This is a genomic window from Streptomyces sp. NPDC001549, from assembly GCF_042894025.1.
GTDB lineage: Bacteria > Actinomycetota > Actinomycetes > Streptomycetales > Streptomycetaceae > Streptomyces > Streptomyces kutzneri.
The window spans coordinates 167,108-192,632 of the sequence record NZ_JBIAVJ010000001.1; the positions used below are offsets into that span (position 1 = coordinate 167,108).

The window sequence follows — 25,525 nt, forward strand, 5'->3', positions numbered from 1 at the left end:
ACCAGGAACCTTAGCCTCCGCCCCCGCCGCCGGGACCGGACCGGGGCCGCTACCGCGCGCCGTACACCGGCAGCGGAGCCTGCGCCGCCGCGAGGAGTTTCAACGTGGCCTCCCCCGCCTCCGCCGGGGTCCAGCGCGCGCCCCGGTCCGCCGTGGGGCCCGGCCGCCAGCCCTCCATCACCGTGATCCGGCCGCCCTCCGTCTCGAAGACCCGGCCCGTGACCCCCGCCGAGGCGTCCGCCCCCAGCCACACCACCAGCGGGGAGACGTTCTCCGGGGCCATCGCGTCGAAGCCGCCCGCCTCGGGGGCGGCCATGGTCTCGGCGAAGGTCCGCTCCGTCATCCGGGTCCGCGCGGCCGGGGCGATCGCGTTGACCTGGACCCCGTAGCGGCCCATCTCCTCCGCCGCGACCATCGTCAGGCCGAGGATGCCGGCCTTGGCCGCGCTGTAGTTGCCCTGGCCGACCGAGCCCAGCAGGCCGGCCCCGGAAGAGGTGTTGACCACCCGGGCGGCCACGGGCCGGCCCGCCTTCGCCTCCGCCCGCCACCACGCGGCCGCCGACCGCAGCGGCAGGAAGTGGCCCTTCAGGTGGACCCGCATGACCGCGTCCCAGTCGTCCTCGTCCAGGTTGACCAGCATCCGGTCCCGCAGGAAGCCCGCGTTGTTGACGAGGGTGTCCAGGCGTCCGAAGGTGTCCACGGCCGCCGTCACCAGTGAGGCCGCGCCCTGCGATGTGGCGATGTCCCCGCCGTGCGCGAGCGCCTCACCGCCCAGCGCCTGGATCTCGGCGACCACCTGGGCCGCCGGGCCGTCCGGGCCCGGCAGCCCGTCGAGCCCGACCCCGAGGTCGTTCACGACGACCCGCGCCCCCTCCGCCGCGAAGGCCAGCGCATGGGCACGCCCCAGCCCCCGCCCCGCGCCCGTCACGATCACGACCCGGCCTTCACACAGTCCCGCCATCTCAGCTCTCCTTGTTGACAGTTGCCGCATCCAAGAACGCCGGGCGCTCCCCGCCCCCGTGCACCAGCAGGCTCGCCCCGCTCACGTACGCCGCCCGGTCCGAGGCCAGGAACACCGCCGCTTCCCCCACGTCGGAGGGTTCCGCCAGCCGCCCGAGCGGGACCGTGGCGGCGACCGATGCGATGCCGGTCTCGTCGCCGTAGTGCAGGTGGGCCAGTTCGGTCCGCACCATGCCGAGGAGCAGTGAGTTGACCCGTACGCCGGGGGCCCATTCGACGGCCATGGACCGGGCCAGGTTCTCCAGCCCGGCCTTGGCGGCGCCGTACGCGGCCGTACCCGGCGAGGGGCGGGTCCCGCTGACGCTGCCGATCATGACCACCGAACCCCGCGTTTCGCGCAGCCAGGGGTAGGCCGCGATCGAGGCGGTCATCGGCGCGAGCAGGTTGAGCTCGACGACGCGCGCGTGGCGCTGTGCCTCGCCCTCGCCCAGCAGCCGGTACGGGGTGCCGCCCGCGTTGTTGACCAGGCAGTCGAGTCGCCCGTACCGGCCGGCGACCGCGCCGAAGAGCTCGTGCACGGCGGCGGGATCGCGCAGGTCGACCTGGGTGAAGGCGGCCTTCCGGCCGTCCGCCGTCACCTCCTGGTCCGGTGGCCGCCGGGCGCAGACGACCACGTCCGCGCCGGCCGCGAGGAACGACCGGGCGATCCCGGCGCCGACGCCCCGGGTTCCTCCGGTGACGACGACAACCCTCCCGTCGAGCTCCATAGGCTGCTACCTTCCTCGCCTAACAAATGTTTGGTGGAAAGGTAGCTGATCCGCTCATGGGTGTCTCCACCTCAAGCCCCGACAAGGGCATCGCACTCGTCACAGTCGACTTCCCACCCGTCAACGCGCTCCCGGTGCAGGGCTGGTACGACCTCGCCGACGCCCTGCGGGCGGCCGGCCGCGACCCCGAGATCCGGTGCGTCGTCCTCGCCTCCGAGGGCCGCGGCTTCAACGCCGGCGTCGACATCAAGGAGATGCAGCGCGACACCGGACACGCCGCCCTGGTCGGCGCCAACCGGGGCTGCTACGAGGCCTTCGCCGCCGTGTACGAGTGCGAGGTGCCGGTCGTCGCGGCCGTGAACGGGTTCTGCCTGGGCGGCGGCATCGGGCTCGTCGGCAACGCCGACGCGATCGTGGCCTCCGAGGACGCCGCCTTCGGGCTGCCCGAGCTGGACCGGGGCGCGCTCGGCGCCGCCACCCACCTGGCGCGGCTGGTCCCGCAGCACCTGATGCGCGCGCTGTACTACACCTCGCGCACCGCGACCGCCGCCGAACTGCACGCCCACGGCTCGGTCTGGAAGGTGGTCCCGCGTGCGGAGCTGCGCGCCGCCGCCCTGGAGCTGGCCGCTGAGATCGCGAAGAAGGACGGCTACCTGATCCGGCTCGCCAAGGCGGCCATCAACGGGATCGACCCCGTGGACGTGCGCCGCAGCTACCGCTTCGAGCAGGGCTTCACCTTCGAGGCCAACCTCAGCGGGGTGGCCGACCGGGTCCGCGACACCTTCGGGAAGGGAGAGCGCGCATGACCGACAAGTCCATGACCCCGGACGAGGTGGCCGGGCAGCTGCACAGCGGGATGACCATCGGCATCGGCGGCTGGGGATCCCGGCGCAAGCCCATGGCCCTGGTGCGGGCACTGCTCCGGTCCGAGATCACCGATCTCACGGTGATCTCCTACGGCGGCCCCGACGTCGGCCTGCTGGCCGCCGCCGGCCGGATCCGCAGACTGGTCGCCCCCTTCGCCACCCTGGACTCCATCCCGCTGGAGCCGCACTTCCGGGCCGCCCGCGAGCGCGCCGCCTTCACCCTCACCGAGCTCGACGAGGCCATGTTCATGTGGGGCCTGCACGCCGCCGCCAACCGGCTCCCCTTCCTCCCCGTCCGCGCGGGCCTCGGCTCCGACGTGATGCGGGTCAACCCGGAGCTGCGTACGGTCACCTCCCCCTACGACGACGGTGAGGAGCTCGTCGCCGTCCCGGCCCTGCGCATGGACGCCGCGCTGGTCCACCTCAACCGCGCCGACCGCCTCGGCAACGCCCAGTACCTGGGCCCGGACCCGTACTTCGACGACCTCTTCTGCGAGGCCGCCGACGCCGCCTACGTCTCCTGCGAGCAGCTCGTCGAGACCGTCGAGCTCACCAAGTCCGGCCCCCCGCAGTCCCTCCTCGTCAGCCGGCACTCCGTGACCGGGGTCGTGGAGACCCCGAACGGCGCGCACTTCACCTCCTGCGTCCCCGACTACGACCGCGACGAGGCCTTCCAGAGGCTGTACGCGGCCACCCCGTGGAACGAGTTCGCCGACCGCTTCCTGTCCGGGGCGGGCGAGCACGACTACCAGCTGGCCGTCCGGACCTGGCACGAGGAGCAGCAGTGAGGACCACCGACGCCACCACCACCGCCCCGCTCACCGTCTCCCGCGCCGAGTACTGCGTGATCGCCTGTGCCGAGGCCTGGCGCGACAACGGCGAGGTGCTCGCCAGCCCGATGGGCCTGATCCCCTCCTTCGGGGCCCGGCTCGCGAAGCGGACCTTCTCCCCCGATCTGCTGCTGACCGACGGCGAGGCGATGCTCGTCGGGCTCGACGGCACGGCCGAGGGCTGGCTCCCCTACCGGCGCCACCTGACGATGGTCACCGGCGGCCGGCGGCACGTGATGATGGGCGCCAGTCAGATCGACCGGTTCGGCAATCAGAACATCTCCTGCATCGGCGACTGGGAGCGGCCGGCCCGCCAGCTCCTCGGGGTGCGCGGCGCCCCCGTGAACACCCTGAACAACCCGGTGAGTTACTGGGTGCCCAAGCACTCGAAGCGGGTGTTCGTCGAGCGCGTCGACATGGTCAGCGGGGTCGGCTACGACCGTGCGGAGGCGGCCGGGGTGACCCGCTTCCACCGCCTCCCCCGGGTGGTCAGCGATCTCGGGGTCTTCGACTTCGCCGGGCCCGGTCACTCGATGCGCCTGGCCTCCCTGCACCCCGGCGTCACCGTGGAGGACGTCCTGGCGGCGAGCGGCTTCGAGCCGGCGATCACCGGCGAGGTCCCGTACACCCGCGAGCCGACCGCCGAGGAGCTGCGGCTGATCCGCGAGGTGATCGACCCCAAGGGGCTGCGCGACCGGGAAGTGCGGGTCTGACGCGATGGCGAGGACGATGGCGGTGGAGACGGCCTTCACGAAGCTGGTCGGGGTCGAGCACCCCCTCGTGCAGACGGGCATGGGCTGGGTCGCCGGCCCCCGCCTGGTGTCGGGCGCGGCCAACGCGGGGGCGCTGGGCATCCTGGCCTCGGCCACGATGACGCTGGACCAGCTGCGTTCGGCGGTCCGCGAGGTCAGGTCCCGCACGCCGGACGGGACCCCCTTCGGGGTCAATCTGCGGGCGGACGCCGGGGACGCGGCCGAGCGCGCCCAGCTGATCATCGACGAGGGGGTGCGGGTCGCCTCGTTCGCGCTGGCGCCGTCCCAGGAGCTGATCGGGCGGCTCAAGGACGCGGGCGTGGTCGTCATCCCGTCGATCGGGGCCCGGCGGCACGCCGAGAAGGTGGCCGCGTGGGGCGCCGACGCGGTGATCGTGCAGGGCGGCGAGGGCGGCGGTCACACGGGGGACGTGGCCACGACGGTGCTGCTGCCGCAGGTCGTGGACGCCGTGGACATCCCGGTGATCGCGGCGGGCGGTTTCAGCGACGGGCGCGGCCTGGTCGCGGCCCTGTCGTACGGGGCCGCGGGCATCGCCATGGGCACCCGGTTCCTGCTGACCTCGGACTCGACCGTCCCGGACGCCGTGAAGGCCGAGTACCTGAAGGCCACGGTCAAGGACGTCACCGTCACCACGGCCGTCGACGGGCTGCCGCACCGCATGCTCCGTACCGAGCTGGTCGACTCCCTGGAGCGGGCGGGCCGCACCCGGGCGCTGGTCCGGGCGGTCCGGCACGCGGCCGGCTTCCGGAAGCTGTCCGGGCTGAGCTGGCCGCAGATGGTCCGCGACGGCCTCGCGATGAAACACGGCAAGGACCTGTCCTGGAGCCAGGTCCTGCTCGCCGCGAACACCCCGATGCTCCTCAAGGCGTCCATGGTCGAGGGCCGTACGGACCTCGGCGTCATGGCATCGGGCCAGGTCGCAGGGGTGATCGACGATCTTCCGTCCTGTGCGGAACTCGTCTCCCGCGTCATGGCCGAAGCACAACAGGCACTGGAATCACTCGAAGCACTGCACTCGCTCCGCACCCTGCCACCAGCAGGGTGATCCCCCTTCTCCGTCACAGGAGTCGCCCCTATGAGCCGTGCCCGCATCCGCCTGGCGACCGCGGCGGCCGCCGCCGCTCTCGCCATCGGGACCCTGCCCGCCTCCGCGTACGCGGCGGCGGCGCCCGGAGCCGGGGTCAGCGCCCGGCACCACCAGCACCAGCCACAAGCCGAAACGATTCGCCAGATCCCCCTGCAGGGCGCCGTCAACCTCCGGGACATCGGCGGCTACCGCACCTGGACCGGCGGCCAGGTCCGCCAGGGGCTGGTCTACCGCTCCGACGCACTGAGCAAGCTGACCGACGCCGACGTCACCACCGTCTCCGGTCTCGGCCTCACGAAGGTCGTCGATTTCCGCATTCCGATGGAGCTCCAGTACGACGGCGCCGACCGGCTGCCCACCGGGCTCTCCCCCACCTCGCGCCCCGTCAGTGACCTCGGCCTCTACGGAACCCTCGTCGGCGCGATCGGCAGCGGCGATCCCGTCGTCCAGGAGCAGATGCTCGGCGGCGGCCGCGCCGAGGCCTACATGCGCGACATCTACCGCACCTTCGTGAGCAGCCCCGAGAACCGGGCGCAGTTCGCGGCGACCCTGCGGGAGATCGCCGACGGCCGGCAGGGCCCGGTCCTGTACCACTGCACGTCCGGCAAGGACCGGACCGGCTGGATGAGTTACGTCCTGCTGCGTGCCCTCGCCGTCCCCGAGGACACCGCGGAGCGCGACTACCTGGCGTCGAACACCTTCCGCGCCGCCTACGACGCCCGAGTGCGGGCAGGCCTCAAGCAGTCGGGCCGGATGCAGAACCCGGACCTGCTGATCCCGCTCCAGGAGGTCCGCCAGGACTACCTGGACTCGGCGACGGCGCAGCTGGAGGCCGACTACGGCAGCTTCTACGGCTATCTGACCCAGGGCCTCGGCCTGGATCTGCGGACGCTGGCGAAGCTGCAGGCCAAAATGGTCCGGTAGCGACGGCGGCAGCGCAGCGGACAGCACGACGCCGGGCAGCGCTTCTCGCGCTGCCCGGCGTCGTCGTGTGGGTGTGGTGCGGGGTCAGACCGCCCGGCGGCGGCCCTGGCCCCCGGAGCCGACCCGGCTGCGCGAGGAAGCCGCGGCCGCGCCGCCACCGGCGCCGCCCGTCCCGCGCCGGCCGCGCTCGCCGGAGCCACCGGCCGCCGCGCCGCCGCCCTGGCCGCCGCGCCGGGCCTGGCCCGAAGCGGAGGCCGCCGGGGCCTGCCCGGAGGCGCCCCCACCGGAACGACGGCTACGACCGCCGGCCGCCGGAGCGCCGCCCGTGGCGGCACCGGTGCGCGGCCCGCCGCCCGAGCGGCGGCGCGAGCCGGAGCCCGTACCGGAGCCGGAGCGCTGCTTGGGCGCGGTCGGCTGCGGAACCTCCAGCACGACCGGGATGCCCGAGGGCTCCTTGGCGCCGGTCAGCCGGGCCAGTTCGTCGTCGGAGGACTTGATCTGCGCGGTGCGCGGGGAGATCCCGGCGTCCGACATCAGACGGGTCATGTCCCGCTTCTGGTCGGGGAGGACCAGGGTGACCACGCTGCCGGACTCACCGGCACGGGCGGTACGGCCGCCGCGGTGCAGGTAGTCCTTGTGGTCGGTGGGCGGGTCCACGTTGACGACGAGGTCGAGGTCGTCGATGTGGATGCCGCGGGCCGCGACGTTGGTGGCGACCAGCGCGGTCACCTCGCCCGTCTTGAACCAGTCGAGGGTGCGGTTGCGCTGCGGCTGGGAGCGGCCGCCGTGCAGGCCGGAGGCGCGTACGCCGTCCGCCAGCAGCTTCTTGACCATGCGGTCGACCCCGCGCTTGGTGTCGACGAACATGATCACCCGGCCGTCACGAGCGGCTATACGCGTCGCCACGGCCTTCTTGTCGGTCTCGTCCATGACGTACAGGACGTGGTGCTCCATGGTGGTGACCGCACCGGCCGACGGGTCGACGGAGTGGCCGACCGGGTCGGTCAGGAACATCTTGACGAGCTTGTCGATGTTCTTGTCCAGCGTCGCCGAGAACAGCATCCGCTGGCCGCCGGCCTCGACCTGCTTGAGCAGCGCCGTGACCTGCGGCATGAAGCCCATGTCGGTCATCTGGTCGGCCTCGTCGAGGACGGTGATGGAGACCTGCGAGAGGTCGGCGTCACCGCGGTCGATGAGGTCCTTCAGGCGGCCGGGGGTGGCGACGAGCACCTCGGCGCCACGGCGCAGGGCGCCCGACTGCCGGTTGATCGACATGCCGCCGACGACGGTCGCGATGCGCAGGTTGACGGCCGTGGCGTACGGGGCCAGGGCGTCGGTGACCTGCTGCGCGAGCTCACGGGTCGGTACGAGGACCAGCGCGAGCGGCGCCTTCGGCTCCGCACGGCGGCCGGCGGTACGGGCCAGCAGCGCCAGGCCGAAGGCCAGCGTCTTGCCGGAGCCGGTACGGCCGCGGCCGAGCAGGTCACGGCCGGCGAGGGAGTTCGGCAGCGTCGCGGCCTGGATCGGGAACGGCTCGGTGACGCCCTGGGCGGCGAGGGTCTTCAGCAGCGCCTCGGGCATGTCCATGTCCCCGAACGACTCGACCGGCGGCAGCGCCGGGTCGATCGGCTCGGGCATGGTGAATTCCTGGGGCCGGGCAACGGGCGCGGACTTCTGCCGTCCCGCGCCAGACTTCGGACGCCCCTGGGCCGCACCTCGACCCCGGGTGGGGCGGCGGCTGGGTCGTGCGGAGCTGGAGCTGGTCATGCGAGAAAGCCCTCCTGAAACCGGCAGGTAAAACAAAGGTCGAAACAGCAGACAAGCCGGGGCCCGCACCTCGCGGTGCGGACCCCGGCATGCTGAAGAACTTAGGCGGGGATGATGTTCTCCGCCTGGGGGCCCTTCTGGCCCTGGGTGACGTCGAAGGACACGCGCTGGCCCTCCTGGAGCTCACGGAAGCCCTGGGTGGCGATGTTCGAGTAGTGGGCGAAGACGTCCGGGCCGCCACCGTCCTGCTCGATGAAGCCGAAGCCCTTTTCCGAGTTGAACCACTTCACGGTGCCAAGTGCCATTTTAAATCTCCTGAATAGGCGGCAAAGGGCCCCATCCGGAGATTCCGGCAAAACAATAAAAGCGCCTGCGGAGCATTCCCGTCAGGCGCACATAAAGTTCATGGGTACCACAACTGCAACGAGCTCTAAGCTAGCACACCTCGCTGCGGTGAGTCCCGAGGCGAGGGGTGTGACCTGCGTCCTCCGCCCGGCTGGCCCGCGGTGTTCCGACCGCTCCGGTGGGCCGCCCGGCGGGCCGGAGCCCCCGTCCCCCTTGGGTCGTGGGCAGTCCTGGGCCTCCCGGACGCCCGGCCGGACCCGGCGGCCCGGCTCCGCCGTCAGCGAAAAGATTCATCCCTACGGGTCGGACCGGGTCGTCCGGTACGGGGCGCACCGGCGGCGGAAGTCCCTGGCGGCCGTCCGCCCCAGCTGGTTTGATCATGGAATGGCAGCGATCAAGGAGCCCTGGGGGCTCAGTGTGCTCGGCGCGGGCAGCGTGTCCGCCGAACCCCGGCTCGCCCACGTGGACCTGGCGGTCGATCTCCTCGCCCCGACACCGAAGGCGGCCTTCGCCGAGGCGGGCGCGGCGGTCACCCGGCTGCGGGACGTCCTGCGCGAACACGGCATACCGGACTCCGACGTGTCCGGCTCACGACTGCAGCTCACCTCGCAGTACAAGGGCTACGGCGCGGACCGGACCTTCCACGGCTACGGCTGCGTGGCCACGTACACCGTGCGGACGGAGGCGCTGGCCGGGCTGGAGCTGCTGATCGAGGACGCGGTGACGGCCGGCGCGAACCGCGTCGACGCCGTGCGGTTCGAGGTGGAGGACAAGCCCGCGATGCGGGACGAGGCCCGGCACCGGGCGGTGGCGGCCGCCCGGCGCAAGGCCGAGGTGTACGCGGAGGCGTGCGGGGTGCGGCTGGGGCCGGTCATCCACATCGAGGACGTCGACCCGGAGTCGCTGGGCGGCTACAGCCACGGCCGCCGAAAGGGCGGGGACCCCGAGGAGGACGGCGCCCTCACCCCGGGCTCGGTGCGCGTCGAGGCGGCCGTCCTCCTCGGCTTCGCCCTGCTCCCGGACTGACCGGTACGGCGGCTGCACGCGTTCGCTGATGGTGACGTCGGCCTGGCCGCCGCCCTCGCACATGGCCCCTCCCCTGACGGCCCCCTCGCACCGCTCGGCCCGAGGGGCCTCACAGGCTTCGGCGGCCCGCGCCGGCCTCCGGCCGACGGATGCCGCTCCGGGCCGGGGGCCTACAGCCGCTCGACGATCGTCACGTTGGCCTGGCCGCCGCCCTCGCACATGGTCTGGAGGCCGAAGCGGCCGCCGGTGCGTTCCAGTTCGTGCAGGAGGGTGGTCATCAGCTTCACCCCGGTCGCCCCCAGCGGGTGGCCGAGCGCGATCGCGCCGCCGTTGACGTTGACCCGCTCCGGGTCGGCCCCGGTCTCCTTCAGCCAGGCCAGCACCACCGGGGCGAACGCCTCGTTGATCTCCACCAGGTCGATGTCGGCCAGCGACATGCCGGTCTTCTTCAGCGCGTAGGCGGTGGCCGGGATCGGCGCGGACAGCATGCGGATGGGGTCCTCGCCCCGTACCGAGAGGTGGTGGATGCGGGCGCGCGGCCGCAGGCCGTGTTCCCGTACCGCCCGCTCGGAGGCGATCAGCATCGCCGCCGCCCCGTCCGAGACCTGCGAGGAGACGGCGGCCGTGATGGTGCCGCCCTCGACCACCGGCTTGAGGGTGGCCATCTTCTCCAGGGTCGTGTCCCGGCGCGGGCCCTCGTCCACGCCCACGTCTCCGTACGCCACCGTCTCGCGTGCGAAGCGGCCCTCGTCGATGGCCCGGACGGCCCGCCGGTGGGAGCGGAGCGCGAACTCCTCCATGTCCTGCCGGGTGATCCCCCACTTCTGCGCGATGAGCTGGGCGCCGTGGAACTGGTTCACCGGGGCATCCCCGTACCGCGCCCGCCAGCCCGCCGAGCCTGCGTACGGTCCCTCCGTGAGGCCGAGCGGCTCCGCCGCCTGCCGCGAGGCGAAGGCGATCGGGATCATCGACATGTTCTGGGTGCCGCCCGCGACCACCAGGTCCTGGGTGCCGGACAGGACGCCCTGCGCCGCGAAGTGCACGGCCTGCTGTGAGGACCCGCACTGGCGGTCGACGGTGACCCCGGGCACCTCCTCGGGCAGGCCGGCCGCCAGCCAGGCCGTCCGGGCGATGTCCCCGGCCTGCGGCCCCACCGTGTCGAGGCAGCCGAACACCACGTCCTCCACGGCGGCCGGGTCCACCCCGGACCGCTCGATCAGTGCCTTCAGGACGTGGGCGCCCAGGTCGGCGGGGTGGACGGCGGACAGGCCGCCGCCCCGCCGCCCCACGGGCGTGCGTACCGCATCGACTATGTAGGCCTCGGGCATCGGGACTCCTCAGACGGTCGGGTCGGTCAGGTGGGGCGCAGTGCGATCCCGTCCAGCACCATCGACAGGTACTGGCGGGCGATCTCCTCGGGGCTGTGCTGTCCGCCCGGCCGGTACCAGGAGGCCGCCACCCACACCGTGTCGCGCACGAAGCGGTAGGTGAGGCGGATGTCGAGGTCGGCGCGGAAGACCTTGGCCTCGACGCCCCGCTCCAGCGTCCCCAGCCAGGCCTTCTCGAACCTCTGCTGCGAGTCGGACAGGTAGTGGAAGCGGGGCTGGGCGGAGAGGGTGCGGGACTCCTTCTGGTAGATGGCGACGGCGGCGCGGTGCCGGTCGATCTCCCGGAAGGACTCGGTGACGAGGGCCTCGATCGTCTCCCTGGGGCCGAGACCTGCGGCGAGGACGGTGTCGTACCCGTCCCACAGTTCGGTCAGGAAGGCCGAGAGGATCTCGTCGAGCATCGATTCCTTGGAATCGAAGTGGTAGTAGAGGCTGCCGGCGAGCATGCCGGCGGCGTCGGCGATCTTACGGACGGTGGTGGCGTTGTAGCCCTGCGCGGCGAAGACCTCGGCGGCGGTGTCGAGGAGTTCACGACGCCGTTCGGGGGAGGCCGTCACCTGCGGCTTCTTCTGGGATGTCGGCTTGTTCGTTGGCACGCGTCCATTCTCGGCCAAGGCATCTGCCAGGGGGTGTCTTGTCGATCAGGCCGGATCAGGGAGCGGGGTCCGGTGCCATGGGGTCTCCCCAGGCCCGCAGGGCCGAGGGGAAGGATCGCAAGGCGGACGAGGGAGGCGACGCGGAGCGTCGCCGACCGGGGACAACGCGGCGAGGCGCGGTGCCGGGCCCCGCGAGCCCGGCCTGATCGGCACGACACCCCCTAGGCGTGCTGGCTGCTGACCGACACCGTCTCGCCGGTCATGTACGACGAGTAGGCGCTGGCCAGGAAGACGATGACGTTGGCGACCTCCCAGGGTTCGGCGTACCGGCCGAAGGCCTCGCGGGCGGTGAGTTCGGCCAGGAGCTCCTGGCTCGTGACCTTCACCAGGTGCGGGTGCATGGCCAGGCTCGGGGCGACCGCGTTGACGCGTACGCCGAACTCGGCGGCCTCCAGGGCCGCGCAGCGGGTCAGGGCCATCACCCCGGCCTTGGCGGCGGCGTAGTGGGCCTGGCCGGTCTGGGCGCGCCAGCCGATGACGGAGGCGTTGTTGACGATCACTCCGCCGCCGCCGGACGCCTTGAACGCGCGCAGGGCGGCGCGGGTGCAGCGGAAGGTTCCGTTCAGGGTGACGTCGAGGACGCGGGACCACTGGTCGTCGGTCATGTCGACGAGGGCGGCGGTGCCGCCGAGGCCGGCGTTGTTGACGACGATGTCGAGGCGGCCGTGGGTGTGCTCGGCAAGCGCGAAGAGGGCCTGGACCTGGTCCTCTTCGGTGACGTCGCAGGGCAGGGAGGTGACGCGGCCGGCGCCGAACTCGGCGGCGAGCGCCTCCTCGGTCTCCTTCAGGCGGCGGGCGTGGGCGTCGCCGATGACGATGCGGGCGCCCTCCTCCAGGAGGCGGCGGGCGGTGGCCCCGCCGATCCCGGCCCCGGCGGCGGCGGTGACGACGGCGGTGCGGTCCTTCAGCAGTCCGTGCCCGGGGACGTAGTCGGGAGCGGTCACGCCGGTACCTCCTTGGGAAGGCCGAGGATCCGCTCGGCGATGAGATTGCGCTGGATCTCGTCCGAGCCGACCTCGGTGCGGAACTCCTCGACGCTGCTCATGGCCGTACGTTAACCTACCAAACACTTGTTAGGGAAGCTTCGCTCGTGAAGGATGGACGCCGCATGCCCGACGACCACAGGCCCCACGACCGCTCGCCCGACGACACACCCGTGCTCTACGAGCGCCGCGGCCCGGTCGCGTACGTGACGATGAACCGCCCCCGCTACCGCAACGCGCAGAACAGCGCGATGACGTACGCGCTGGACGATGCCTCCTACCGGGCCGCCGGGGACCCCGAGGTGAAGGTGGTCGTCCTCGCCGGGGCCGGCGAGCACTTCTCCGCGGGCCACGACATCGGCACCCCCGGGCGCGACGCCCACCTGCCCTTCGAGCGGCGGGCCGGCCTGTGGTGGGACCACACCGGGCGGCCGGGCGCCGAGTCCCGCTTCGCGCGCGAGTCGGAGGTGTACCTGGGGATGTGGGACCTCCAGGGCCTGCACACCGGCATGGACTCGGTGTTCGGCCTGCACCACCTCGCCCACGCGCACAACGCGGAGACGGCGGCGGACTCGCTCGGCGGCATCGGCATCGCCGCCCTGAAGGAGGCGAACATCTGATGGAACTCACGCACACGGCGGACGCGGAGGCCTTCCGGGCCGAGGCCCGCGACTGGCTCCGCGCCCATGTCCCGGCCCGGCCCCTGCCCTCCCTGGAGACGGCCGAGGGCTTCGCGGCGCACCGGGAGTGGGAGGCGCTGCTGCACGCGGAGCGCTGGTCGGTGGTCTCCTGGCCCGAGGAGTACGGGGGCCGGGGCGTGGACATCGTCAAGTGGCTGGTCTTCGAGGAGGAGTACTGGGCCGCGGGCGCGCCCGGCCGGGTCTCGCAGAACGGCATCAACCTCCTCGCTCCCACCCTCTTCGACCACGCGAACGCGCAGCAGCGCTCGCGGGTGCTGCCGTCGATGGCGAGCGGCGAGGTGATCTGGGCGCAGGCCTGGTCGGAGCCCGGGTCGGGGTCCGACCTGGCCTCGCTGACGTCGCGGGCGGTCCGTACGGAGGGCGGCTGGCTGCTGACCGGGCAGAAGACCTGGTCCTCGCGGGCGGCCTTCGCGGACCGCGCCTTCGGGATCTTCCGCACCGACCCGGACACCCCGAAACCCCACCTGGGGCTGACCTATCTGATGTTCGACCTGCGGGCGCCGGGGGTGACGGTGCGGCCCATCGGCCGGCTCGACGGCAAGCGGGCCTTCGCGGAGCTCTTCCTGGACCAGGTCTTCGTTCCGGACGAGGACGTGATCGGGGAGCCGGGGCAGGGCTGGCGGATCGCCATGTCGACGACCGGCAACGAGCGCGGGCTGACCCTGCGCTCCCCCGGCCGTTTCCTGGCCGCGGCGGACCGGCTGGTCGGGCTGTGGCGCACGCACGGGGACCCGTCCGACACCGCGCTGCGGGACCGGGTGGCGGACGCGGTGGTCGGGGCCCGCGCGTACGAGCTGTTCACCTGGGCGAACGCCTCCCGCTTCGCGGCGGGCGGGACGATCGGCGCCGAGTCCAGCCTGAACAAGGTGTTCTGGTCGCAGTACGACATCGCCCTGCACGAGACGGCGCTGGACCTGCTGGGCGCGGACGCGGAGCTCGCGGAGGGCGAGTGGGCCGAGCCGTGGATCTTCTCCCTGGCCGGGCCGATCTACGCCGGGACGAACGAGATCCAGCGCGACATCATCGCCGAGCGGCTGCTCGGCCTTCCGAAGGGCCGCCGCTGATGCGCTTCCTGCCGACCGACGAGCAGTCGGACTTCGCCCGTACGCTGCGCTCCCTGCTGGGCTCGGCACAGGTCCCGGCGGCGGTACGGGCCTGGGCGGACGGCGACGCAGGGCCCGGGCGGACGGTGTGGTCCCGGCTCGCGGCGACGGGGCTGTTCGCGCTGGCCGTCCCGGAGCCCTACGAGGGGGCGGGCCTGCTCCCGCCGGAGCTGTCCCTCGGCTTCGTGGAGCTGGGCCGGGCCGGGGTGCCGGGGCCGGTGGTGGAGAGCGCCGCGGTGTCGGTGCTGCTGGCGGAGCTGGCGGACGAGGCGCTCGCCAAGCGGTTCCTGCCGGGGCTGGCACAGGGCGGGACCTCGGCCACGCTGACCCTGTCGGGCGGGAGCCCGTACGCCCTGGACGCGGACGCGGCGACGTACTGCTTCACGGTGTCCCCGGCGGGCGAACTGCGAGTGGCGGGCGGCGCGGGCGATGCGGGCGGCGGCGCGGGCCCGGCGGGTGAGCCGCTCCGGTCGACGGACCCCGCACGCCGGCTGTCCCTCCCGCCGGCCGGCGCGGGTGAGCTGCTGGCGGCGGGCCCGGCGGTGGCCCGGGCGGCCGAGGTGGCCGGACGCTGGGCCCGGCTGCTGACGGCGGCCCAGTGCCTGGGCGTCGGCGAGGCACTGCTGGCCAGGACGGTGGAGTACGTCAAGCAGCGCACGCAGTTCGGGACGCCGATCGGGACCTTCCAGGCGGTGAAGCACCGGCTGGCGGACACCCTGCTCGACCTGGAGTTCGCCCGCCCGCTGGTGTGGGCGGCGGCGCTGTCGCTCGACCCGGGCGAGGTGGCGGCGGCGAAACTGGCGGCCGGCGAGGCGTCCTACCGGGCGGCGATGACCGCGCTCCAGCTCCACGGTGCGGTGGGCTACACCGAGGAGCTGGACCTGTCCCTGTGGCTGCGCAAGGCCCGCCCCCTGCGGGACGCCTGGGGAGCGCCGGCGGCCTGCCGGGCCGAGGTCCTGCGGTCCCTCACACCACCGCGACGCTGAGGTTCACGACGTACTGCTCCTCGACGATGCCGTCCGGGAAGAGCGGGTTCAGCAGCTCCCGCTCCCCCGCGAAGTACGCGCGGGTGCGGGCCTCGCCCAGGACCAGGAAGGCGGAGTGGCTGGCGAGGTTGGCGAGGTGGTCGTCCAGGGTGATGCGCCGGGACCACGTCACCGACCGGGTGGTGAACGCGCCGAGCCCCTCGGGCAGGGTGCGGTAGGTCTCCCCCTTGACCTCGAAGAAGGCCCGCAGCCGCTCCTCCTGTTCGGCGATCCACGGCACGGTGGCGTCCGTGTCGTTCCACCAGAGCGCGAGCGCGCCGCCGGGGCGCAGCACCCGCCGGGCCTCGGGCACCGAGCGGGCCGGGTCGGTCCAGTGCCAGGCCTGGGCGTAGGTGAGCAGGTCGAACGCGCCGGTGGCCAGCGGCAGCCGGTCCCCGTCGCCGCGCACGAGCGGGATCCCGGGGTACGTGCGGCGGAACTCGGCGGCCATTCCGTCCCCGGGCTCCACGGCGACGACCTCGGCCCCGCGCTCGTGCAGGAGCGCGGTGGCGATCCCGGTCCCGGCTCCTACGTCGGCCACCCGGGCCCCGGCGAGCGGGCGCCCGGTGAGGGACTCGACGGCGTCGAAGAGGGCCGGGGGGTAGCTGGGGCGGTGGGCCGCGTACGAAGCGGCTGCTGCGTCGAAGGAACGGGCACGTGTTGTCATGCGTCCATTGTTTTCGATCACGCAATCGGCAACAAGATCAAGGTACTTGCACCACGCGAAGGACGATGACCGGCGTGACCGGGGTGGCCGGGGTGGCCGTGTGCGCCGCCGCGGCCGTACTGCTCACCGGCTGCGGAAGCGCGGAGCCGAAGCCGGCCGGGGAGAGCGAGCGCCCCGCGGCCTCCGCGAGCGCCTCGTCCGCCCCCGCCAAGGCCGGCGGCGCGACCCTCGAGGTGACCCCGGAGGTCGGCGGCACGGGCCCCGACGGCAAGCTGCAGCAGGCCCCGTGCGTCATCAAGGTCGACGGGAAGAAGGTCGCGGAGAGCGATGGCGGGACGACCGTGAAGGGCTGCTCCTACACGATCAAGTAGGCGCGGGGCCTTTCGCGAAGCCGCAGTGCGCAAGCGAAGTCCCGGTGCAGTTCCGTGCGAAACGGCCTGCGCCTTCCGCTTTCCCGCTGCACGCATTCGGCGGTCCAGACTGCATGGCTTTGCCATCCAGTCTGGACCGGAGCTCAACTGTTCTTGTCAACGATGGCTTCCTCGCATCTCGCTGACTTACCAGTACCAGTGGCCGTGGTGGCCGTGGTGGCCGTGATGCCCGTGGTGGCCGTGGTGCCCGTGCCCGTGCCCGTGCCCGTGCCCGTGCCCGTGCCCGTGGCCGTGCCCGTGGCCACCGTGTTTGAGTGTCATCGTGGTTGCGGTGCTGACGTTCGGCGTCGCCGGCGCGGCGAATGCGCTGGAGGGCAGCAGTGCACCTGCTGCGGCCAGAGCGGTCGCGGCCGTAAGGATGGCGAAACGCCGGGTGACGAATGCGTGAGTCATGAGAATTACCTCCGGTGAGAAAGGACAAAAGGATTGCCGAATGGTCCTGCTGTCGCATGGGCCTTTCCGGCAGCGGGATTTTTGTCCCGCAATCCGGGCCGCCAGAGCTTTTCCGGACGGCGCGGGTGGGTCACCTGCTCTGCGTGATCCCATGACTCAATTAGGCCCGGCACGGCGAAATGCTTCACGTCCCTGGATTTCGGGACTTGACAAATGGCGACGTCGCGAAATCGCCGGGCGCGGCGGCCGTCGATCCGGATGGCCGGAGAAGGCGCGGGAAGCGGGAGAGTGCCGCCACCGTTCGCGGCAAGGCCGCCCAGGCGGCTCGGGCCGCGTTGGAGCGGCGCGGCATGGACGGCGCGCTCGTGCCCGTCCCCGCGGGCATCGCGGGCTCACCCGGGCGCCCGGCGGGCACAAGCCCCCGGCGGGCGGTCCCGCGGCCGGCGGCCCTTAGTTCCGGGGGCGCAGGGAGAGCCGGCCGACGAGGGTGGTCTGGAGCAGGATCAGGGCCCCGGTGCCGGCCGCCGGCCAGAGCGGCCGGTCCGGGCGGCCGCCCACGGCCCAGGCCGGGCCGTCGGGGTCCACCGTCACGGTCAGCCGGGCGCCGACCGGGAGGTCCTTTTCCACCGGTCCGGGCAGGTCCCGTCCGGCCTCCGTGCGCAGCCGCAGCGACGGGGAGGTGGTCGAGCCGTCCTGCGCCGTGGTCCGCTCGGCGACGACCGCCTGTTCCTCCCGGCCGCGGTCGTGGAGGGTGTGCCGGTCCCAGGTGATCCCGCCGGCCACCGCGATGCCGACCGCGAGGAGTGCGACGGAGGTGCGGGCGACGAACTCCGCGCCGGTTCCGTGCGGTACGGCCGCGCCGGCGACGAAGACGGCCAGCAGGACCGGGATCCAGGCTCCCCCGGGTCCCCGGAGCAGCCAGATCGCACCGGACTCCACCGCCAGGAGAAGGCAGTTGCGCAGGACCGCGCCCGGCAGTCTCCGTATCAGTTCAGCCATGGACACATCATGCCTGGGAGGCCGGCCGCCCCGTCCTGCCTGCCCCCGCCACCCAGGCCGCGGCCGCCCCGAGCGCGGCGGCGCCCGCCGGCAGCGGCAGGCCCAGGAAGCCGTGGAAGACCCCCGGGTGGAGCTGGAGCGTGCAGTCGACGCTGGCCGCCGCCAGCCGGCGGGCGTACGCGAGGCCCTCGTCGCGCAGCACGTCGCAGTCGGCGAGGACGATCAGGGCGGGCGGCAGGCCCGACAGGCCGGGGGCGCGCAGCGGCGAGACGTGCGGGTGCTCGGGGTCGCCGCCGTACTGGTCCCAGTACCAGGCCATGTGGGCGGCGGTGTGGAAGTAGCCCTCCGCGTACGTCTCCACGGAGGCGGATTCCATCCAGGCGTCCAGCGGCGGATAGAACAGCACCTGTCCCGCTACGAGTTCCGGCGCGCGCAGGGCCGTCACGGCCGCGAGGTTGCCGCCGCTGGAGTCCCCCGCCAGCACCACCCGGCCGGGGTCGCAGCCGAGCGCCCGGGACTGGTCCCGGGCCCAGAGCAGGACGGTGAGCGCGTCGTCCGGCGCCGCCGGCCAGGGGTGTTCCGGGGCCAGCCGGTAGTCCGCCGAGACGACCACCGCTCCCGCGGCCGCGGCCAGGGAGCGGCAGGTCGCGTCGTGGCTGTCCAGGCCGCACATCACCCAGCCGCCGCCGTGCAGGAAGACGACCAGGGGCCGGCCGGAGCGGCCGGGCGCGGGATCGTAGATGCGGACCGGGACCCCGCCCGCGACGGCGTCGGACACCGAGGCCACGGCCGGGCCCTCGCGGCCGGACCCGGACGCCGCGGCCGCCCGCAGGGCGCGGATGTCGCCCGGACCGGGGAAGCCGGCGGTCATCGCGTCGCACAGCTGCCTGGCCTGCGGTGAGAGGGGGTCGGGTGCATGGAGGCCGCTCATGCCGCCGTCATCCCCCCGTCCACGGTGAACTCGCTGCCCGTCACGTACGAGGACGCGTCCGAGCAGAGGAAGAGGACCAGCTGCCCGACCTCCTCCGGGCGGCCGATGCGCCCCAGCGGTACGTGCGACCAGTCCCGGCCCGCCACCGCCTGGGCCACCATCGGGGTGTCGATGGCCCCCGGGTGCACCGAGTTGACCCGGATCCGGTCCCCGGCGAGGTCGAGCGCCGCCGACCGGGTCAGTCCGCGCAGCCCGAACTTGGCGGATCCGTAGGCGGCGTGGCCCGGTATCCCGACCAGTCCGGCGGTGGAGGAGATGTTGACGATCGAGCCGCCCCCGCCCGCCCGCAGCACCGGCGCGACCGCCTGGATGCCGAGGAACGGGCCGAGCAGGTTGACCCGCAGAAGCGCTTCGAAGTCCGCCGGCCGCTGCTGTTCCACGTGGGCGGTGCGCCACAGGGCCGCGTTGTTGACCAGCGCCGATATCGTCCCGAAGGCGCGGATCGTCTCCTTCACCACCGTCGCCCAGCTCGCCGCGTCGGCCACGTCGTGGCGGACGTACAGTCCCTGGTCGCCGAGTTCGGCGGCCACCGCCCGGCCCTCGTCCTCCCGTATGTCGGTGACGACGACCCGGGCCCCCGCCTCCGCGCACAGCCGGGCCTCGGCGGCGCCCTGGCCACGCCCGGCGCCGGTGATCACGACGGCCTTTCCGCCGAGCTGCTCCCCCACGGCTCAGCCCTCCAGCGCGCGGAAGTGCGGGATGACCTTCTCGCCCCACTGCCGGATGGTCTCCATGCACGCCTCCTGGGGGACGGTGCCCATCTGGATCAGGCACATCACCTCGTCGACGCCGATCTCGCGCAGCTGCTCGACGTAGGCGATGGCGGTTTCGGCGCTGCCGTACGCGTGCTCCGCGTTGTAGGTGCCGGTGTCGACGGGGCGGGCGGGGATGTTCGCCTCGTGCAGCCGGGCGACGAGCTCCTCCCGGCCCTTGGCCAGCGCCCCCACGTGGTCCTCCTCCTCCGCGTACCCGGTGGGCTCGGGGCCGTTCCCGTACCAGTGCGCTATGGACTCGGCGAAGAAGCGCTGCCCGCGCGTGCCCAGCCGCAGGGCCCGCTCGGCGTCGTCGAGGACGATGGTCGGGCAGAGCGCGGAGAGGTGGTCGTTGGCCTCGGTGGAGACCAGGCGCTCGCCGCTGCGCGTGGCGATGGCCTCGTCGTAGACCTTGCGCATGGCGCGTACGTCGTCGGCGCCTGCGAAGCCCATCACCAGGGCCCCGATGCCGAGCTCGGCGGCCAGCTTGAGGGTGTCGTGCTTGGAGCAGGCCATGAACAGCGGCGGGTGCGGGTCCTGGACCGGGCGGGGCAGGATCGCGCCGGGGCCGATGTCGAGGGAGCCGTGCCATTCGAAGGTCTCCTCCTTCCAGGCCGAGGAGAAGATCCGCAGCGCCTCCTCCATCTGCGGGTAGGTGTCCTCGGGCCTGACCCCGTACATGGACATCTCCTGGCGGGTGGCGCCGCGCCCGGCGCCGATGTCGACGCGGCCGCCGGAGAGCACGTCGAGCATGGCGGCGCGCTCGGCGACGCGCACCGGGTGCTGGTAGCCGAAGGGCATGGTGACGACGCCGTGGCCGATCCGGATCCGGCGCGTGCGGGCGGCCACCCAGGTCAGGAAGATCTCGGAGGCGCTCATGTGCGCGTACCGGGTCAGGGAGTGGTGCTCGACGGCCCAGATCCGGTCGAAGCCCATCTCCTCGGCGTGGACGGCCTGTTCGACGCAGTCGTGGATGACCTGGCGTTCGCGTTCGGGGGTGGGGTCGACGAGCTGCGCCTCGAAGATCATCGAGAACTTCACGGTGAGGTCCCTCCATCCGGTACTTCGAGCCCGTAGGTCGAATATTTCGAATAGAAATACTTCTAGCAGTCATATTGCGCAGGGGGAAGGGTGCCGTGAGGGCCGGTCGTAGACTGCGCTGCGTGGCAGACGAGACGAACAGGCGCGCGCTCCCCGCGACCAGCTGGGCGGTGCTCGGGCTGCTCTCCTTCGGAGAGGAGCTCTCCGGTTACGACCTGAAGAAGTGGTCGGACTGGTCGCTGCGGTTCTTCTACTGGAGCCCGTCGTTCAGCCAGATCTACAGCGAGCTCAAGCGCCTGGAGAAGGCGGGCTACGCGTCCTCGCGGATGGTCGCCCAGGACACCGGGACGCGCGACAAGCGGGTCTACCGGATCACGGACGAGGGCATGACGGCCGTACGGAAGTGGGCCCGCGAGGCCCCCGTCGACCCGCCCGTCCTCAAGCACGGGCCGATGCTGCGACTGTGGCTGGGCCATCTGCTGGAGCCGGAGCAGATGCGCGAAATCCTCGTCCGGCACCAGGAGTTCGCAGAGAAGATGCGCCGTCGCGCGGTGGCCGACGGGGAGGGCGCGAAGGACGAGAGCGCCTGGGCGTACCCGACGCTCACCCTCAAGTGGGCCGAGCGGCACTACGCCTCCGAGCGCGACCTCGCGGCGGGAATGCTCGCCGACATCGACGAGCTCAAGGGGCTCGGCAAGCTGCCGTAGGAACGCCGGAAGTACACCAGCGGCGGCCCGTCGCGGTGCGCGGTCGGGCCGGCGACCCGGCCGAGCACGATGACGTGGTCTACGGCGCCGGCCGCCGAGCAGGTGGGCGCGGCCGGCTCCGCCCACCTGCTCGGCGCTCCGGCCGCGCACCGGGCGCGGCCGGCGGCCGACCTCGGTTTCACCATGGCGGGCCGACGGGCCGACGGGCTGCCGGGCTGACGGGCCGGCGCGCTGCCGTACGCTCGCCCCATGACGGGCAGTGCGATCAACCTCCGCAAGGTCGAGGAGACGGCTCCGGCGCTCGTGAGCCTCTACAAGAGCGCCGGGGTCTCCCTGCGCAAGTACGGCATGGAGGGCGGACGGGCCGCGGTCTACCTGGTGCTGGACTACTCCGGGTCGATGCGCCCGTACTACGAGGACGGCAGCGTGCAGGCCCTCGCGGACCGGGTGCTGGGGCTGTCCGCGCACCTGGACGACGACGCCCGCGTGCCGGTGGTCTTCTTCTCCACCGAGGTCGACGCGGTGGAGGAGATCTCCCTGGCCGGGCACGAGGGCCGGGTCACCGAGATCGCCTCCCGGCTGGGCCACATGGGCAAGACGGCGTACCACGCGGCGATGGACGCGGTCGTCGACCACTACCTGGACTCGGGGTCGACGGCCCCCGCCCTGGTCGTCTTCCAGACCGACGGCGGGCCGATCAACAAGCTCGCGGCGGAGCGCTACCTGTGCAAGGCGGCCCGGCTGCCGCTCTTCTGGCAGTTCGTCGGCTTCGGCAACACGCGCAGCACACAGTTCGACTTCCTGCGCCGGCTGGACGAGCTGCCCGTCCCGGCACAGCGGGCCGTGGACAACGCGGGCTACTTCCACGCGGGAGCGGACCCCCGCACGGTGCCGGACGGCGAGCTCTACGACCGCCTGGTCGGGGATTTCCCGGCCTGGCTGGCGGCGGCGCGGAGTGCGGGCATCGTGCGCGCCTGACCTGCGCCCGCCGGTACCCGCGCTTTGATGGACGTATGACGCATACCAGCTGGGCAGTCTTCGAGACGGCGGAACCGGAGTTCGCTGCGGCCGTCCAGGCCCGTTTCGCGCAGTACCCGCACCACGTCCTGGCCACCCTGCGCAAGGACGGCTCCCCCCGCGCGACCGGTCTGAACGTCGACATCCGGGGCGGGGAGCTGTGGCTCGGCATGATGTTCGGCTCGATGAAGGCCAGGGACCTCCAGCACGACCCGCGCTTCGCCCTGCACACCAACCCGGGCGCGGGCGAGGACATGCCGGACGGGGACGTACGGATCTCCGGGCGCGCGGTGGAGCTCGTGGACCCGCCCGAACTGCACCGGTACGCGGAGGAGACGGCGACCCCGCACCCCTTCCACCTCTTCTACGCCGACCTGACGGAGGTCGTCCGCGTCCGCGTGGAGGGCGACGAGCTGGTGGTGCGGTCGTGGACCCCGGAGCACGGCCTGCGCACCCTGCGCCGGGGCGACGACGACGAACCACCGCGCGAGGAAACGGCCGAGAACAGTGCGGCTGGCTGATGGAACGGGACGTGCAGGAAGGCCGGCCCGACGCGCGGACGTGGTCGGACGCGCTCAGGCTGTACGAGTGGGTCTGCACATTCGTCGGCGTCGCCCCGCGCGAGCACGACGACTGGTGGCTCGACGTGGGCGCGATCACGCGCCTCGAAACCCGGGACCCACGGGGCTGGAAAGGCGACCGTCCGGACTTCTACGCGCAGCCCTCCCGCAGCCACGACCCCTTCAGCACCTACGACTGGGACGCCGGTCTGATCGCCGTGAACGACGACGAGGCCGCCGTGCTCTGGAACTTCCAGTCCACCTGATCCGGCCTGACCGGCAAGACACCCCTAGGTCCGCGGCTGGTTGTCCTTCGGGCCGAGGGCGGCCGGGGTCACGTCCACCCGGCTGCGGTCGATTTTGAGGGTGATCCCGCCGTAGGTGGCGTTGTGGTCGCCGCGGAACTGGTGGGCCCGGCGCGGGCCGGCCCACTGGGCCGTGCCCGCCGGCAGGCCCATGTCGGCGTTGCCGACGGAGGCCGAAAGGTTCCAGCGGGCGGCCCAGAGCACGTCCGGCATGGCCTGGGGGGCCTGGTGATAGTGGGCGCTCAGCGCCTTGACCCCGGAGCTCACCGAGACGTAGGCGGCGGAGCGGAAGCCCAGCTCGTGCAGCCGGTCCGTCCAGGCGGTCAGGTAGGCCACGACCGGCGCGTCCCAGGTGGCGCGGTCCGTGTAGTTCTCCAGGTCGTTGTAGAGCACGGTGCCCTCGGCCAGCCCCAGCGACCGGGCCGCGTCCGCCGCGCCCTCGGCGGCCTCCCCGCCCTGTCCGTTGGCCTCGGAGGGGTCGGTGGACAGGCCGGTGGCGGCGTTGTGCCAGGGCTGCGGGCCCACCCAGATGGGCATCAGGTGCCAGCCCGCGGCGGCCTGCCGTTCCACCCAGCGGGCCGTGAGCCGCGGCTGGGCGCAGGCCCGGGCCCGGCCGCCGATGTAGACGCCGATCGCGCCGAACGGGGAGTCGGCCCGCCAGGTGTCCATGGCCTTCTGGGTGGGGGCGGTGCAGGCGTCGAAGCCCTCGCCCTTGAAGGGCTCCTGGGCGCTGCGGGGCTTCGGTCCTCCGGCGGCCGGCACGGCCACGACGGGGGCCGGGCCGGGCGTGGGCGTCACGGCGCGGGCCTGCGCCAGGACGGCGCGTACGGCGTCGGGCGTGGCCCCGTAGGAGACGGTGGCCATGACCCCGGCGCGGCGCAGGGCGTACCGCAGCTCGTTGCTGTCGGAGCGGTGCGGCGCCTCGCGCAGCACGTTCCAGGAGTCCACGGCGACGGTCGGGACGTCGGCGCGCTCCAGGGCCCCGTCGAGGGGTTCGAGGTGCAGGGTGTCGGCGCGGCCGGCGACGGCCCGGCCGGTGCACTCGGCTTGGGTGCCGGCGTGGCCGAGGTACAGGGTGGGCAGGTCGAGGCGCAGGCACGCGTCGGGGTTCCGGTCGAGGTCGACGACCCGCCAGCCGGCCGGGAGGGTGACGCGCAGACCGTGGTAGCCGACGGTCCGGCCGTCGCCGGCGGTGGTGGAGGGCTGGACGGGGAGCAGCAGCGCGGCGCCGAGCAGGCCGCTCAGCAGGGTTCGGATGGGGGCCATGATCCAAATGGTTACCAGACGGCGGGGCCCCTCAACTGTCCTGAGAGGCCCCGCAGATGCTCCGTCCGGCCCAGGGCCCGGCCGGTCCTCACGGCCCGGCCGGGTCGGTCGCGAGGATCCGTTCCTTCCCTCCGTGCGCCCGGCGCCCGGCAGGGGGCGTCCCCCGCCCTCCCCCATCGGGTCACCCGCACGAGCGAATCGGGCCCGGCCCCGTCGGTCCGTACGCCGCCGGCCGGGGAAGCCGCGCCCGCCGGTCTCACCGCCCCGTCTGCGCCGACGGCCCGGTGGAAATCAACTCCTTCAGCACGTGGTCCAGTTCGGTGGCCCGTACGCCGAGCAGGCGCTCGGTGTCGGAGGCGTCGAGGCGCAGCTCGCCGTCGTACTGGTAGGCCATCTCCGGGATCTCGGCCATCACCGGGTCCGCCGCGGCCGCCGCGTCGAGCTCCTCCCGCGTCGTGGTCCTGAGCCTCGGGCCCGGCGCGCCGGCGGCCTCGGCCAGCCGCACCATCAGCTCCCTCGGGGACAGTTCGGAGGTGGAGGGCACGTGCCAGGCGCGGCCCCAGCCGTCGCCCCGCCCGCCGACCGCGATCAGGGTCCGCGCGACGTCGTCCGTGTAGGACCAGGCGTGCGGCGCGTCGAGGCCGACCGGCAGCACGGCCTCCTCGCCGGCCAGTACGGCGGGCACGGCCAGGAGGGGGAAGAGTCCCAGGACGTTCGCCCCGAGGAAGTCGCCGGCGCGCACCTCGGCGACCCGGACCCGCCCGGCCCGGTGCGCGGCCAGCGCCTCTTCCCACATGGCCGCGCGCACGCGCCCCTTGTCGGAGTTGGGCCTCATGGGCAGGTCGGGCGTGAGGGGGCCTTCGACGGCTCCGTACCCGTACACGTTGCCCAGCATCACGTAGTCGGCGCCGGTCCGCTCGGCGGCGGCGAGCAGTGAGGCGGCGAGGGGCGGAAAGGCGGTCCGCCAGTCCTGGTAGCCGGGCGCGGCCGCGTTGTAGAGGGTCCGGGCGCCCTGCAGGAGCTCGGCGAGCCGGCCGGTGTCGGTGATGTCGGCGGCGACCCGCTCGACGAGCGGATGATCGGGCCCGCCGCCGCTGCGGGTGATGACGCGGACCCGCTCACCGGATGCGGCGAGCAGACGTGCGGTGGCGGTGCCGATCGCACCGGCGCCCGTGATGACGTGCAGAACCATGGC

The 25,525-nt window shown here is 73.1% G+C and carries 30 protein-coding genes; 15 read left to right on the plus strand and 15 right to left on the minus strand.

The window, feature by feature from the left end:
* Positions 1–49 precede the first annotated feature (49 nt).
* Positions 50–961 carry an SDR family oxidoreductase gene (locus ACFY04_RS00780; RefSeq protein WP_389113575.1) on the minus strand — a complete coding sequence of 304 codons (912 nt, stop codon included), beginning with the start codon at positions 959–961 and terminating at the stop codon, positions 50–52.
* A 1-nt stretch (position 962) separates the two neighbouring features.
* Entirely contained in the window at positions 963–1,727 is a 765-nt protein-coding gene (locus ACFY04_RS00785; protein ID WP_389113576.1) for an SDR family oxidoreductase, read from the minus strand.
* 56 nt (positions 1,728–1,783) lie between these two features.
* On the opposite strand from ACFY04_RS00785, the gene ACFY04_RS00790 reads away from it, so the two are divergent.
* From ACFY04_RS00790 to ACFY04_RS00810, 5 genes are read left to right on the plus strand one after another with little or no spacing between them, the layout of a single operon-like run.
* Positions 1,784–2,533, plus strand: coding sequence for an enoyl-CoA hydratase family protein (locus ACFY04_RS00790; RefSeq protein ID WP_389113577.1), 750 nt, complete (start codon positions 1,784–1,786; stop codon positions 2,531–2,533).
* Positions 2,530–3,381 (plus strand): CoA transferase subunit A, encoded by an 852-nt coding sequence (locus tag ACFY04_RS00795; RefSeq protein ID WP_389113578.1) that lies wholly within the window; start codon positions 2,530–2,532, stop codon positions 3,379–3,381. Before ACFY04_RS00790 ends, ACFY04_RS00795 begins: the two co-directional genes overlap by 4 nt.
* Positions 3,378–4,136 (plus strand): CoA-transferase subunit beta, encoded by a 759-nt coding sequence (locus ACFY04_RS00800; RefSeq protein WP_389113579.1) that lies wholly within the window; start codon positions 3,378–3,380, stop codon positions 4,134–4,136. Before ACFY04_RS00795 ends, ACFY04_RS00800 begins: the two co-directional genes overlap by 4 nt.
* 22 nt (positions 4,137–4,158) lie before the next feature.
* The gene (locus ACFY04_RS00805) at positions 4,159–5,241 is read left to right on the plus strand and encodes an NAD(P)H-dependent flavin oxidoreductase (RefSeq protein ID WP_389113903.1); all 1,083 of its coding nucleotides are present in this window, start codon (positions 4,159–4,161) and stop codon (positions 5,239–5,241) included.
* 30 nt (positions 5,242–5,271) lie between these two features.
* Positions 5,272–6,207, plus strand: coding sequence for a tyrosine-protein phosphatase (locus ACFY04_RS00810; RefSeq protein WP_389113580.1), 936 nt, complete (start codon positions 5,272–5,274; stop codon positions 6,205–6,207).
* Between the two features lie 84 nt (positions 6,208–6,291).
* Here the strand turns inward: ACFY04_RS00810 and ACFY04_RS00815 are convergent, their stop codons facing one another.
* Together ACFY04_RS00815 and ACFY04_RS00820 are read right to left on the minus strand one after the other, a co-directional pair.
* Complete coding sequence (locus tag ACFY04_RS00815) at positions 6,292–7,974, minus strand: DEAD/DEAH box helicase (protein ID WP_389113581.1); 1,683 nt, start codon at positions 7,972–7,974, stop codon at positions 6,292–6,294.
* Between the two features lie 101 nt (positions 7,975–8,075).
* Positions 8,076–8,279 carry a cold-shock protein gene (locus ACFY04_RS00820; protein WP_030010141.1) on the minus strand — a complete coding sequence of 68 codons (204 nt, stop codon included), beginning with the start codon at positions 8,277–8,279 and terminating at the stop codon, positions 8,076–8,078.
* A 424-nt stretch (positions 8,280–8,703) separates the two neighbouring features.
* Here ACFY04_RS00820 and ACFY04_RS00825 point away from each other — a divergent pair, with 424 nt between their 5' ends.
* On the plus strand, positions 8,704–9,345 hold the full coding sequence (locus ACFY04_RS00825) for an SIMPL domain-containing protein (protein WP_389113582.1): 642 nt from the start codon (positions 8,704–8,706) through the stop codon (positions 9,343–9,345).
* Between the two features lie 170 nt (positions 9,346–9,515).
* On the opposite strand, the gene ACFY04_RS00830 is transcribed toward ACFY04_RS00825, so the two are convergent.
* From ACFY04_RS00830 to ACFY04_RS00840, 3 genes are all read right to left on the minus strand, one after another.
* Complete coding sequence (locus ACFY04_RS00830; RefSeq protein WP_389113583.1) at positions 9,516–10,673, minus strand: acetyl-CoA C-acetyltransferase; 1,158 nt, start codon at positions 10,671–10,673, stop codon at positions 9,516–9,518.
* A 26-nt stretch (positions 10,674–10,699) separates the two neighbouring features.
* On the minus strand, positions 10,700–11,329 hold the full coding sequence (locus ACFY04_RS00835; RefSeq protein WP_389113584.1) for a TetR/AcrR family transcriptional regulator: 630 nt from the start codon (positions 11,327–11,329) through the stop codon (positions 10,700–10,702).
* A gap of 221 nt (positions 11,330–11,550) precedes the next feature.
* A complete protein-coding gene (locus tag ACFY04_RS00840; protein WP_389113585.1) occupies positions 11,551–12,333 on the minus strand; it encodes an SDR family oxidoreductase in 783 nt (260 codons plus the stop codon).
* 164 nt (positions 12,334–12,497) lie between these two features.
* Between ACFY04_RS00840 and ACFY04_RS00845 the strand changes: the two genes are divergently transcribed.
* From ACFY04_RS00845 to ACFY04_RS00855, 3 genes are read left to right on the plus strand one after another with little or no spacing between them, the layout of a single operon-like run.
* On the plus strand, positions 12,498–12,992 hold the full coding sequence (locus tag ACFY04_RS00845; protein WP_389113586.1) for an enoyl-CoA hydratase-related protein: 495 nt from the start codon (positions 12,498–12,500) through the stop codon (positions 12,990–12,992).
* Entirely contained in the window at positions 12,992–14,137 is a 1,146-nt protein-coding gene (locus ACFY04_RS00850; RefSeq protein WP_389113587.1) for an acyl-CoA dehydrogenase family protein, read from the plus strand. Before ACFY04_RS00845 ends, ACFY04_RS00850 begins: the two co-directional genes overlap by 1 nt.
* Entirely contained in the window at positions 14,137–15,162 is a 1,026-nt protein-coding gene (locus ACFY04_RS00855; RefSeq protein WP_389113588.1) for an acyl-CoA dehydrogenase family protein, read from the plus strand. The genes ACFY04_RS00850 and ACFY04_RS00855 overlap by 1 nt, the downstream gene beginning before the upstream one ends.
* Here the strand turns inward: ACFY04_RS00855 and ACFY04_RS00860 are convergent.
* Complete coding sequence (locus ACFY04_RS00860) at positions 15,143–15,868, minus strand: class I SAM-dependent methyltransferase (RefSeq protein ID WP_389113589.1); 726 nt, start codon at positions 15,866–15,868, stop codon at positions 15,143–15,145. The genes ACFY04_RS00855 and ACFY04_RS00860 overlap by 20 nt on opposite strands.
* Positions 15,869–15,933: 65 nt before the next feature.
* Here ACFY04_RS00860 and ACFY04_RS00865 point away from each other — a divergent pair, with 65 nt between their 5' ends.
* The gene (locus tag ACFY04_RS00865; RefSeq protein ID WP_389113590.1) at positions 15,934–16,239 is read left to right on the plus strand and encodes a hypothetical protein; all 306 of its coding nucleotides are present in this window, start codon (positions 15,934–15,936) and stop codon (positions 16,237–16,239) included.
* Between the two features lie 186 nt (positions 16,240–16,425).
* On the opposite strand, the gene ACFY04_RS00870 is transcribed toward ACFY04_RS00865, so the two are convergent.
* The 5 genes from ACFY04_RS00870 to ACFY04_RS00890 form a co-directional block, all read right to left on the minus strand.
* A complete protein-coding gene (locus tag ACFY04_RS00870) occupies positions 16,426–16,692 on the minus strand; it encodes a hypothetical protein (RefSeq protein ID WP_389113591.1) in 267 nt (88 codons plus the stop codon).
* 450 nt (positions 16,693–17,142) lie between these two features.
* Entirely contained in the window at positions 17,143–17,691 is a 549-nt protein-coding gene (locus ACFY04_RS00875; RefSeq protein ID WP_389113592.1) for a hypothetical protein, read from the minus strand.
* 7 nt (positions 17,692–17,698) lie between these two features.
* A complete protein-coding gene (locus tag ACFY04_RS00880) occupies positions 17,699–18,622 on the minus strand; it encodes an alpha/beta hydrolase (protein WP_389113593.1) in 924 nt (307 codons plus the stop codon).
* On the minus strand, positions 18,619–19,350 hold the full coding sequence (locus ACFY04_RS00885; protein WP_389113594.1) for an SDR family NAD(P)-dependent oxidoreductase: 732 nt from the start codon (positions 19,348–19,350) through the stop codon (positions 18,619–18,621). Before ACFY04_RS00885 ends, ACFY04_RS00880 begins: the two co-directional genes overlap by 4 nt.
* Positions 19,351–19,353: 3 nt before the next feature.
* Positions 19,354–20,475: an LLM class flavin-dependent oxidoreductase gene (locus ACFY04_RS00890; protein WP_389113595.1), complete on the minus strand. Its 1,122-nt coding sequence runs from the start codon at positions 20,473–20,475 to the stop codon at positions 19,354–19,356.
* A 122-nt stretch (positions 20,476–20,597) separates the two neighbouring features.
* Here ACFY04_RS00890 and ACFY04_RS00895 point away from each other — a divergent pair, with 122 nt between their 5' ends.
* The 5 genes from ACFY04_RS00895 to ACFY04_RS00915 all read left to right on the plus strand — a co-directional run bounded on the left by ACFY04_RS00895 (position 20,598) and on the right by ACFY04_RS00915 (position 23,025).
* On the plus strand, positions 20,598–21,182 hold the full coding sequence (locus ACFY04_RS00895) for a PadR family transcriptional regulator (RefSeq protein ID WP_389113596.1): 585 nt from the start codon (positions 20,598–20,600) through the stop codon (positions 21,180–21,182).
* 69 nt (positions 21,183–21,251) lie between these two features.
* Positions 21,252–21,401 carry a hypothetical protein gene (locus ACFY04_RS00900; protein WP_389113597.1) on the plus strand — a complete coding sequence of 50 codons (150 nt, stop codon included), beginning with the start codon at positions 21,252–21,254 and terminating at the stop codon, positions 21,399–21,401.
* Between the two features lie 30 nt (positions 21,402–21,431).
* A complete protein-coding gene (locus tag ACFY04_RS00905) occupies positions 21,432–22,160 on the plus strand; it encodes a VWA domain-containing protein (protein ID WP_389113598.1) in 729 nt (242 codons plus the stop codon).
* Between the two features lie 35 nt (positions 22,161–22,195).
* Positions 22,196–22,720 carry a pyridoxamine 5'-phosphate oxidase family protein gene (locus ACFY04_RS00910; RefSeq protein ID WP_389113599.1) on the plus strand — a complete coding sequence of 175 codons (525 nt, stop codon included), beginning with the start codon at positions 22,196–22,198 and terminating at the stop codon, positions 22,718–22,720.
* Positions 22,720–23,025 (plus strand): hypothetical protein, encoded by a 306-nt coding sequence (locus ACFY04_RS00915; protein ID WP_389113600.1) that lies wholly within the window; start codon positions 22,720–22,722, stop codon positions 23,023–23,025. The genes ACFY04_RS00910 and ACFY04_RS00915 overlap by 1 nt, the downstream gene beginning before the upstream one ends.
* Positions 23,026–23,049: 24 nt before the next feature.
* On the opposite strand, the gene ACFY04_RS00920 is transcribed toward ACFY04_RS00915, so the two are convergent.
* Both ACFY04_RS00920 and ACFY04_RS00925 read right to left on the minus strand, forming a co-directional pair.
* A complete protein-coding gene (locus ACFY04_RS00920) occupies positions 23,050–24,330 on the minus strand; it encodes a DUF1906 domain-containing protein (RefSeq protein ID WP_389113601.1) in 1,281 nt (426 codons plus the stop codon).
* 256 nt (positions 24,331–24,586) lie between these two features.
* Entirely contained in the window at positions 24,587–25,522 is a 936-nt protein-coding gene (locus tag ACFY04_RS00925) for an NAD-dependent epimerase/dehydratase family protein (protein WP_389113602.1), read from the minus strand.
* Between the last annotated feature and the right edge of the window lie 3 nt (positions 25,523–25,525).

Bases quoted from the DNA above. Each gene is read 5' to 3' on its own strand.
- ACFY04_RS00900 (WP_389113597.1), top strand. From the start codon at position 21,252: ATGACGTGGTCTACGGCGCCGGCCGCCGAGCAGGTGGGCGCGGCCGGC.
- ACFY04_RS00790 (WP_389113577.1), top strand. From the start codon at position 1,784: ATGGGTGTCTCCACCTCAAGCCCCGACAAGGGCATCGCACTCGTCACA.
- ACFY04_RS00815 (WP_389113581.1), bottom strand. From the start codon at position 7,974: ATGACCAGCTCCAGCTCCGCACGACCCAGCCGCCGCCCCACCCGGGGT.
- ACFY04_RS00820 (WP_030010141.1), bottom strand. From the start codon at position 8,279: ATGGCACTTGGCACCGTGAAGTGGTTCAACTCGGAAAAGGGCTTCGGC.
- ACFY04_RS00780 (WP_389113575.1), bottom strand. From the start codon at position 961: ATGGCGGGACTGTGTGAAGGCCGGGTCGTGATCGTGACGGGCGCGGGG.
- ACFY04_RS00845 (WP_389113586.1), top strand. From the start codon at position 12,498: ATGCCCGACGACCACAGGCCCCACGACCGCTCGCCCGACGACACACCC.
- ACFY04_RS00860 (WP_389113589.1), bottom strand. From the start codon at position 15,868: ATGACAACACGTGCCCGTTCCTTCGACGCAGCAGCCGCTTCGTACGCG.
- ACFY04_RS00865 (WP_389113590.1), top strand. From the start codon at position 15,934: ATGACCGGCGTGACCGGGGTGGCCGGGGTGGCCGTGTGCGCCGCCGCG.
- ACFY04_RS00850 (WP_389113587.1), top strand. From the start codon at position 12,992: ATGGAACTCACGCACACGGCGGACGCGGAGGCCTTCCGGGCCGAGGCC.
- ACFY04_RS00910 (WP_389113599.1), top strand. From the start codon at position 22,196: ATGACGCATACCAGCTGGGCAGTCTTCGAGACGGCGGAACCGGAGTTC.
- ACFY04_RS00810 (WP_389113580.1), top strand. From the start codon at position 5,272: ATGAGCCGTGCCCGCATCCGCCTGGCGACCGCGGCGGCCGCCGCCGCT.
- ACFY04_RS00795 (WP_389113578.1), top strand. From the start codon at position 2,530: ATGACCGACAAGTCCATGACCCCGGACGAGGTGGCCGGGCAGCTGCAC.
- ACFY04_RS00920 (WP_389113601.1), bottom strand. From the start codon at position 24,330: ATGGCCCCCATCCGAACCCTGCTGAGCGGCCTGCTCGGCGCCGCGCTG.
- ACFY04_RS00905 (WP_389113598.1), top strand. From the start codon at position 21,432: ATGACGGGCAGTGCGATCAACCTCCGCAAGGTCGAGGAGACGGCTCCG.
- ACFY04_RS00925 (WP_389113602.1), bottom strand. From the start codon at position 25,522: ATGGTTCTGCACGTCATCACGGGCGCCGGTGCGATCGGCACCGCCACC.
- ACFY04_RS00870 (WP_389113591.1), bottom strand. From the start codon at position 16,692: ATGACTCACGCATTCGTCACCCGGCGTTTCGCCATCCTTACGGCCGCG.
- ACFY04_RS00855 (WP_389113588.1), top strand. From the start codon at position 14,137: ATGCGCTTCCTGCCGACCGACGAGCAGTCGGACTTCGCCCGTACGCTG.
- ACFY04_RS00875 (WP_389113592.1), bottom strand. From the start codon at position 17,691: ATGGCTGAACTGATACGGAGACTGCCGGGCGCGGTCCTGCGCAACTGC.
- ACFY04_RS00880 (WP_389113593.1), bottom strand. From the start codon at position 18,622: ATGAGCGGCCTCCATGCACCCGACCCCCTCTCACCGCAGGCCAGGCAG.
- ACFY04_RS00915 (WP_389113600.1), top strand. From the start codon at position 22,720: ATGGAACGGGACGTGCAGGAAGGCCGGCCCGACGCGCGGACGTGGTCG.
- ACFY04_RS00785 (WP_389113576.1), bottom strand. From the start codon at position 1,727: ATGGAGCTCGACGGGAGGGTTGTCGTCGTCACCGGAGGAACCCGGGGC.
- ACFY04_RS00830 (WP_389113583.1), bottom strand. From the start codon at position 10,673: ATGCCCGAGGCCTACATAGTCGATGCGGTACGCACGCCCGTGGGGCGG.
- ACFY04_RS00825 (WP_389113582.1), top strand. From the start codon at position 8,704: ATGGCAGCGATCAAGGAGCCCTGGGGGCTCAGTGTGCTCGGCGCGGGC.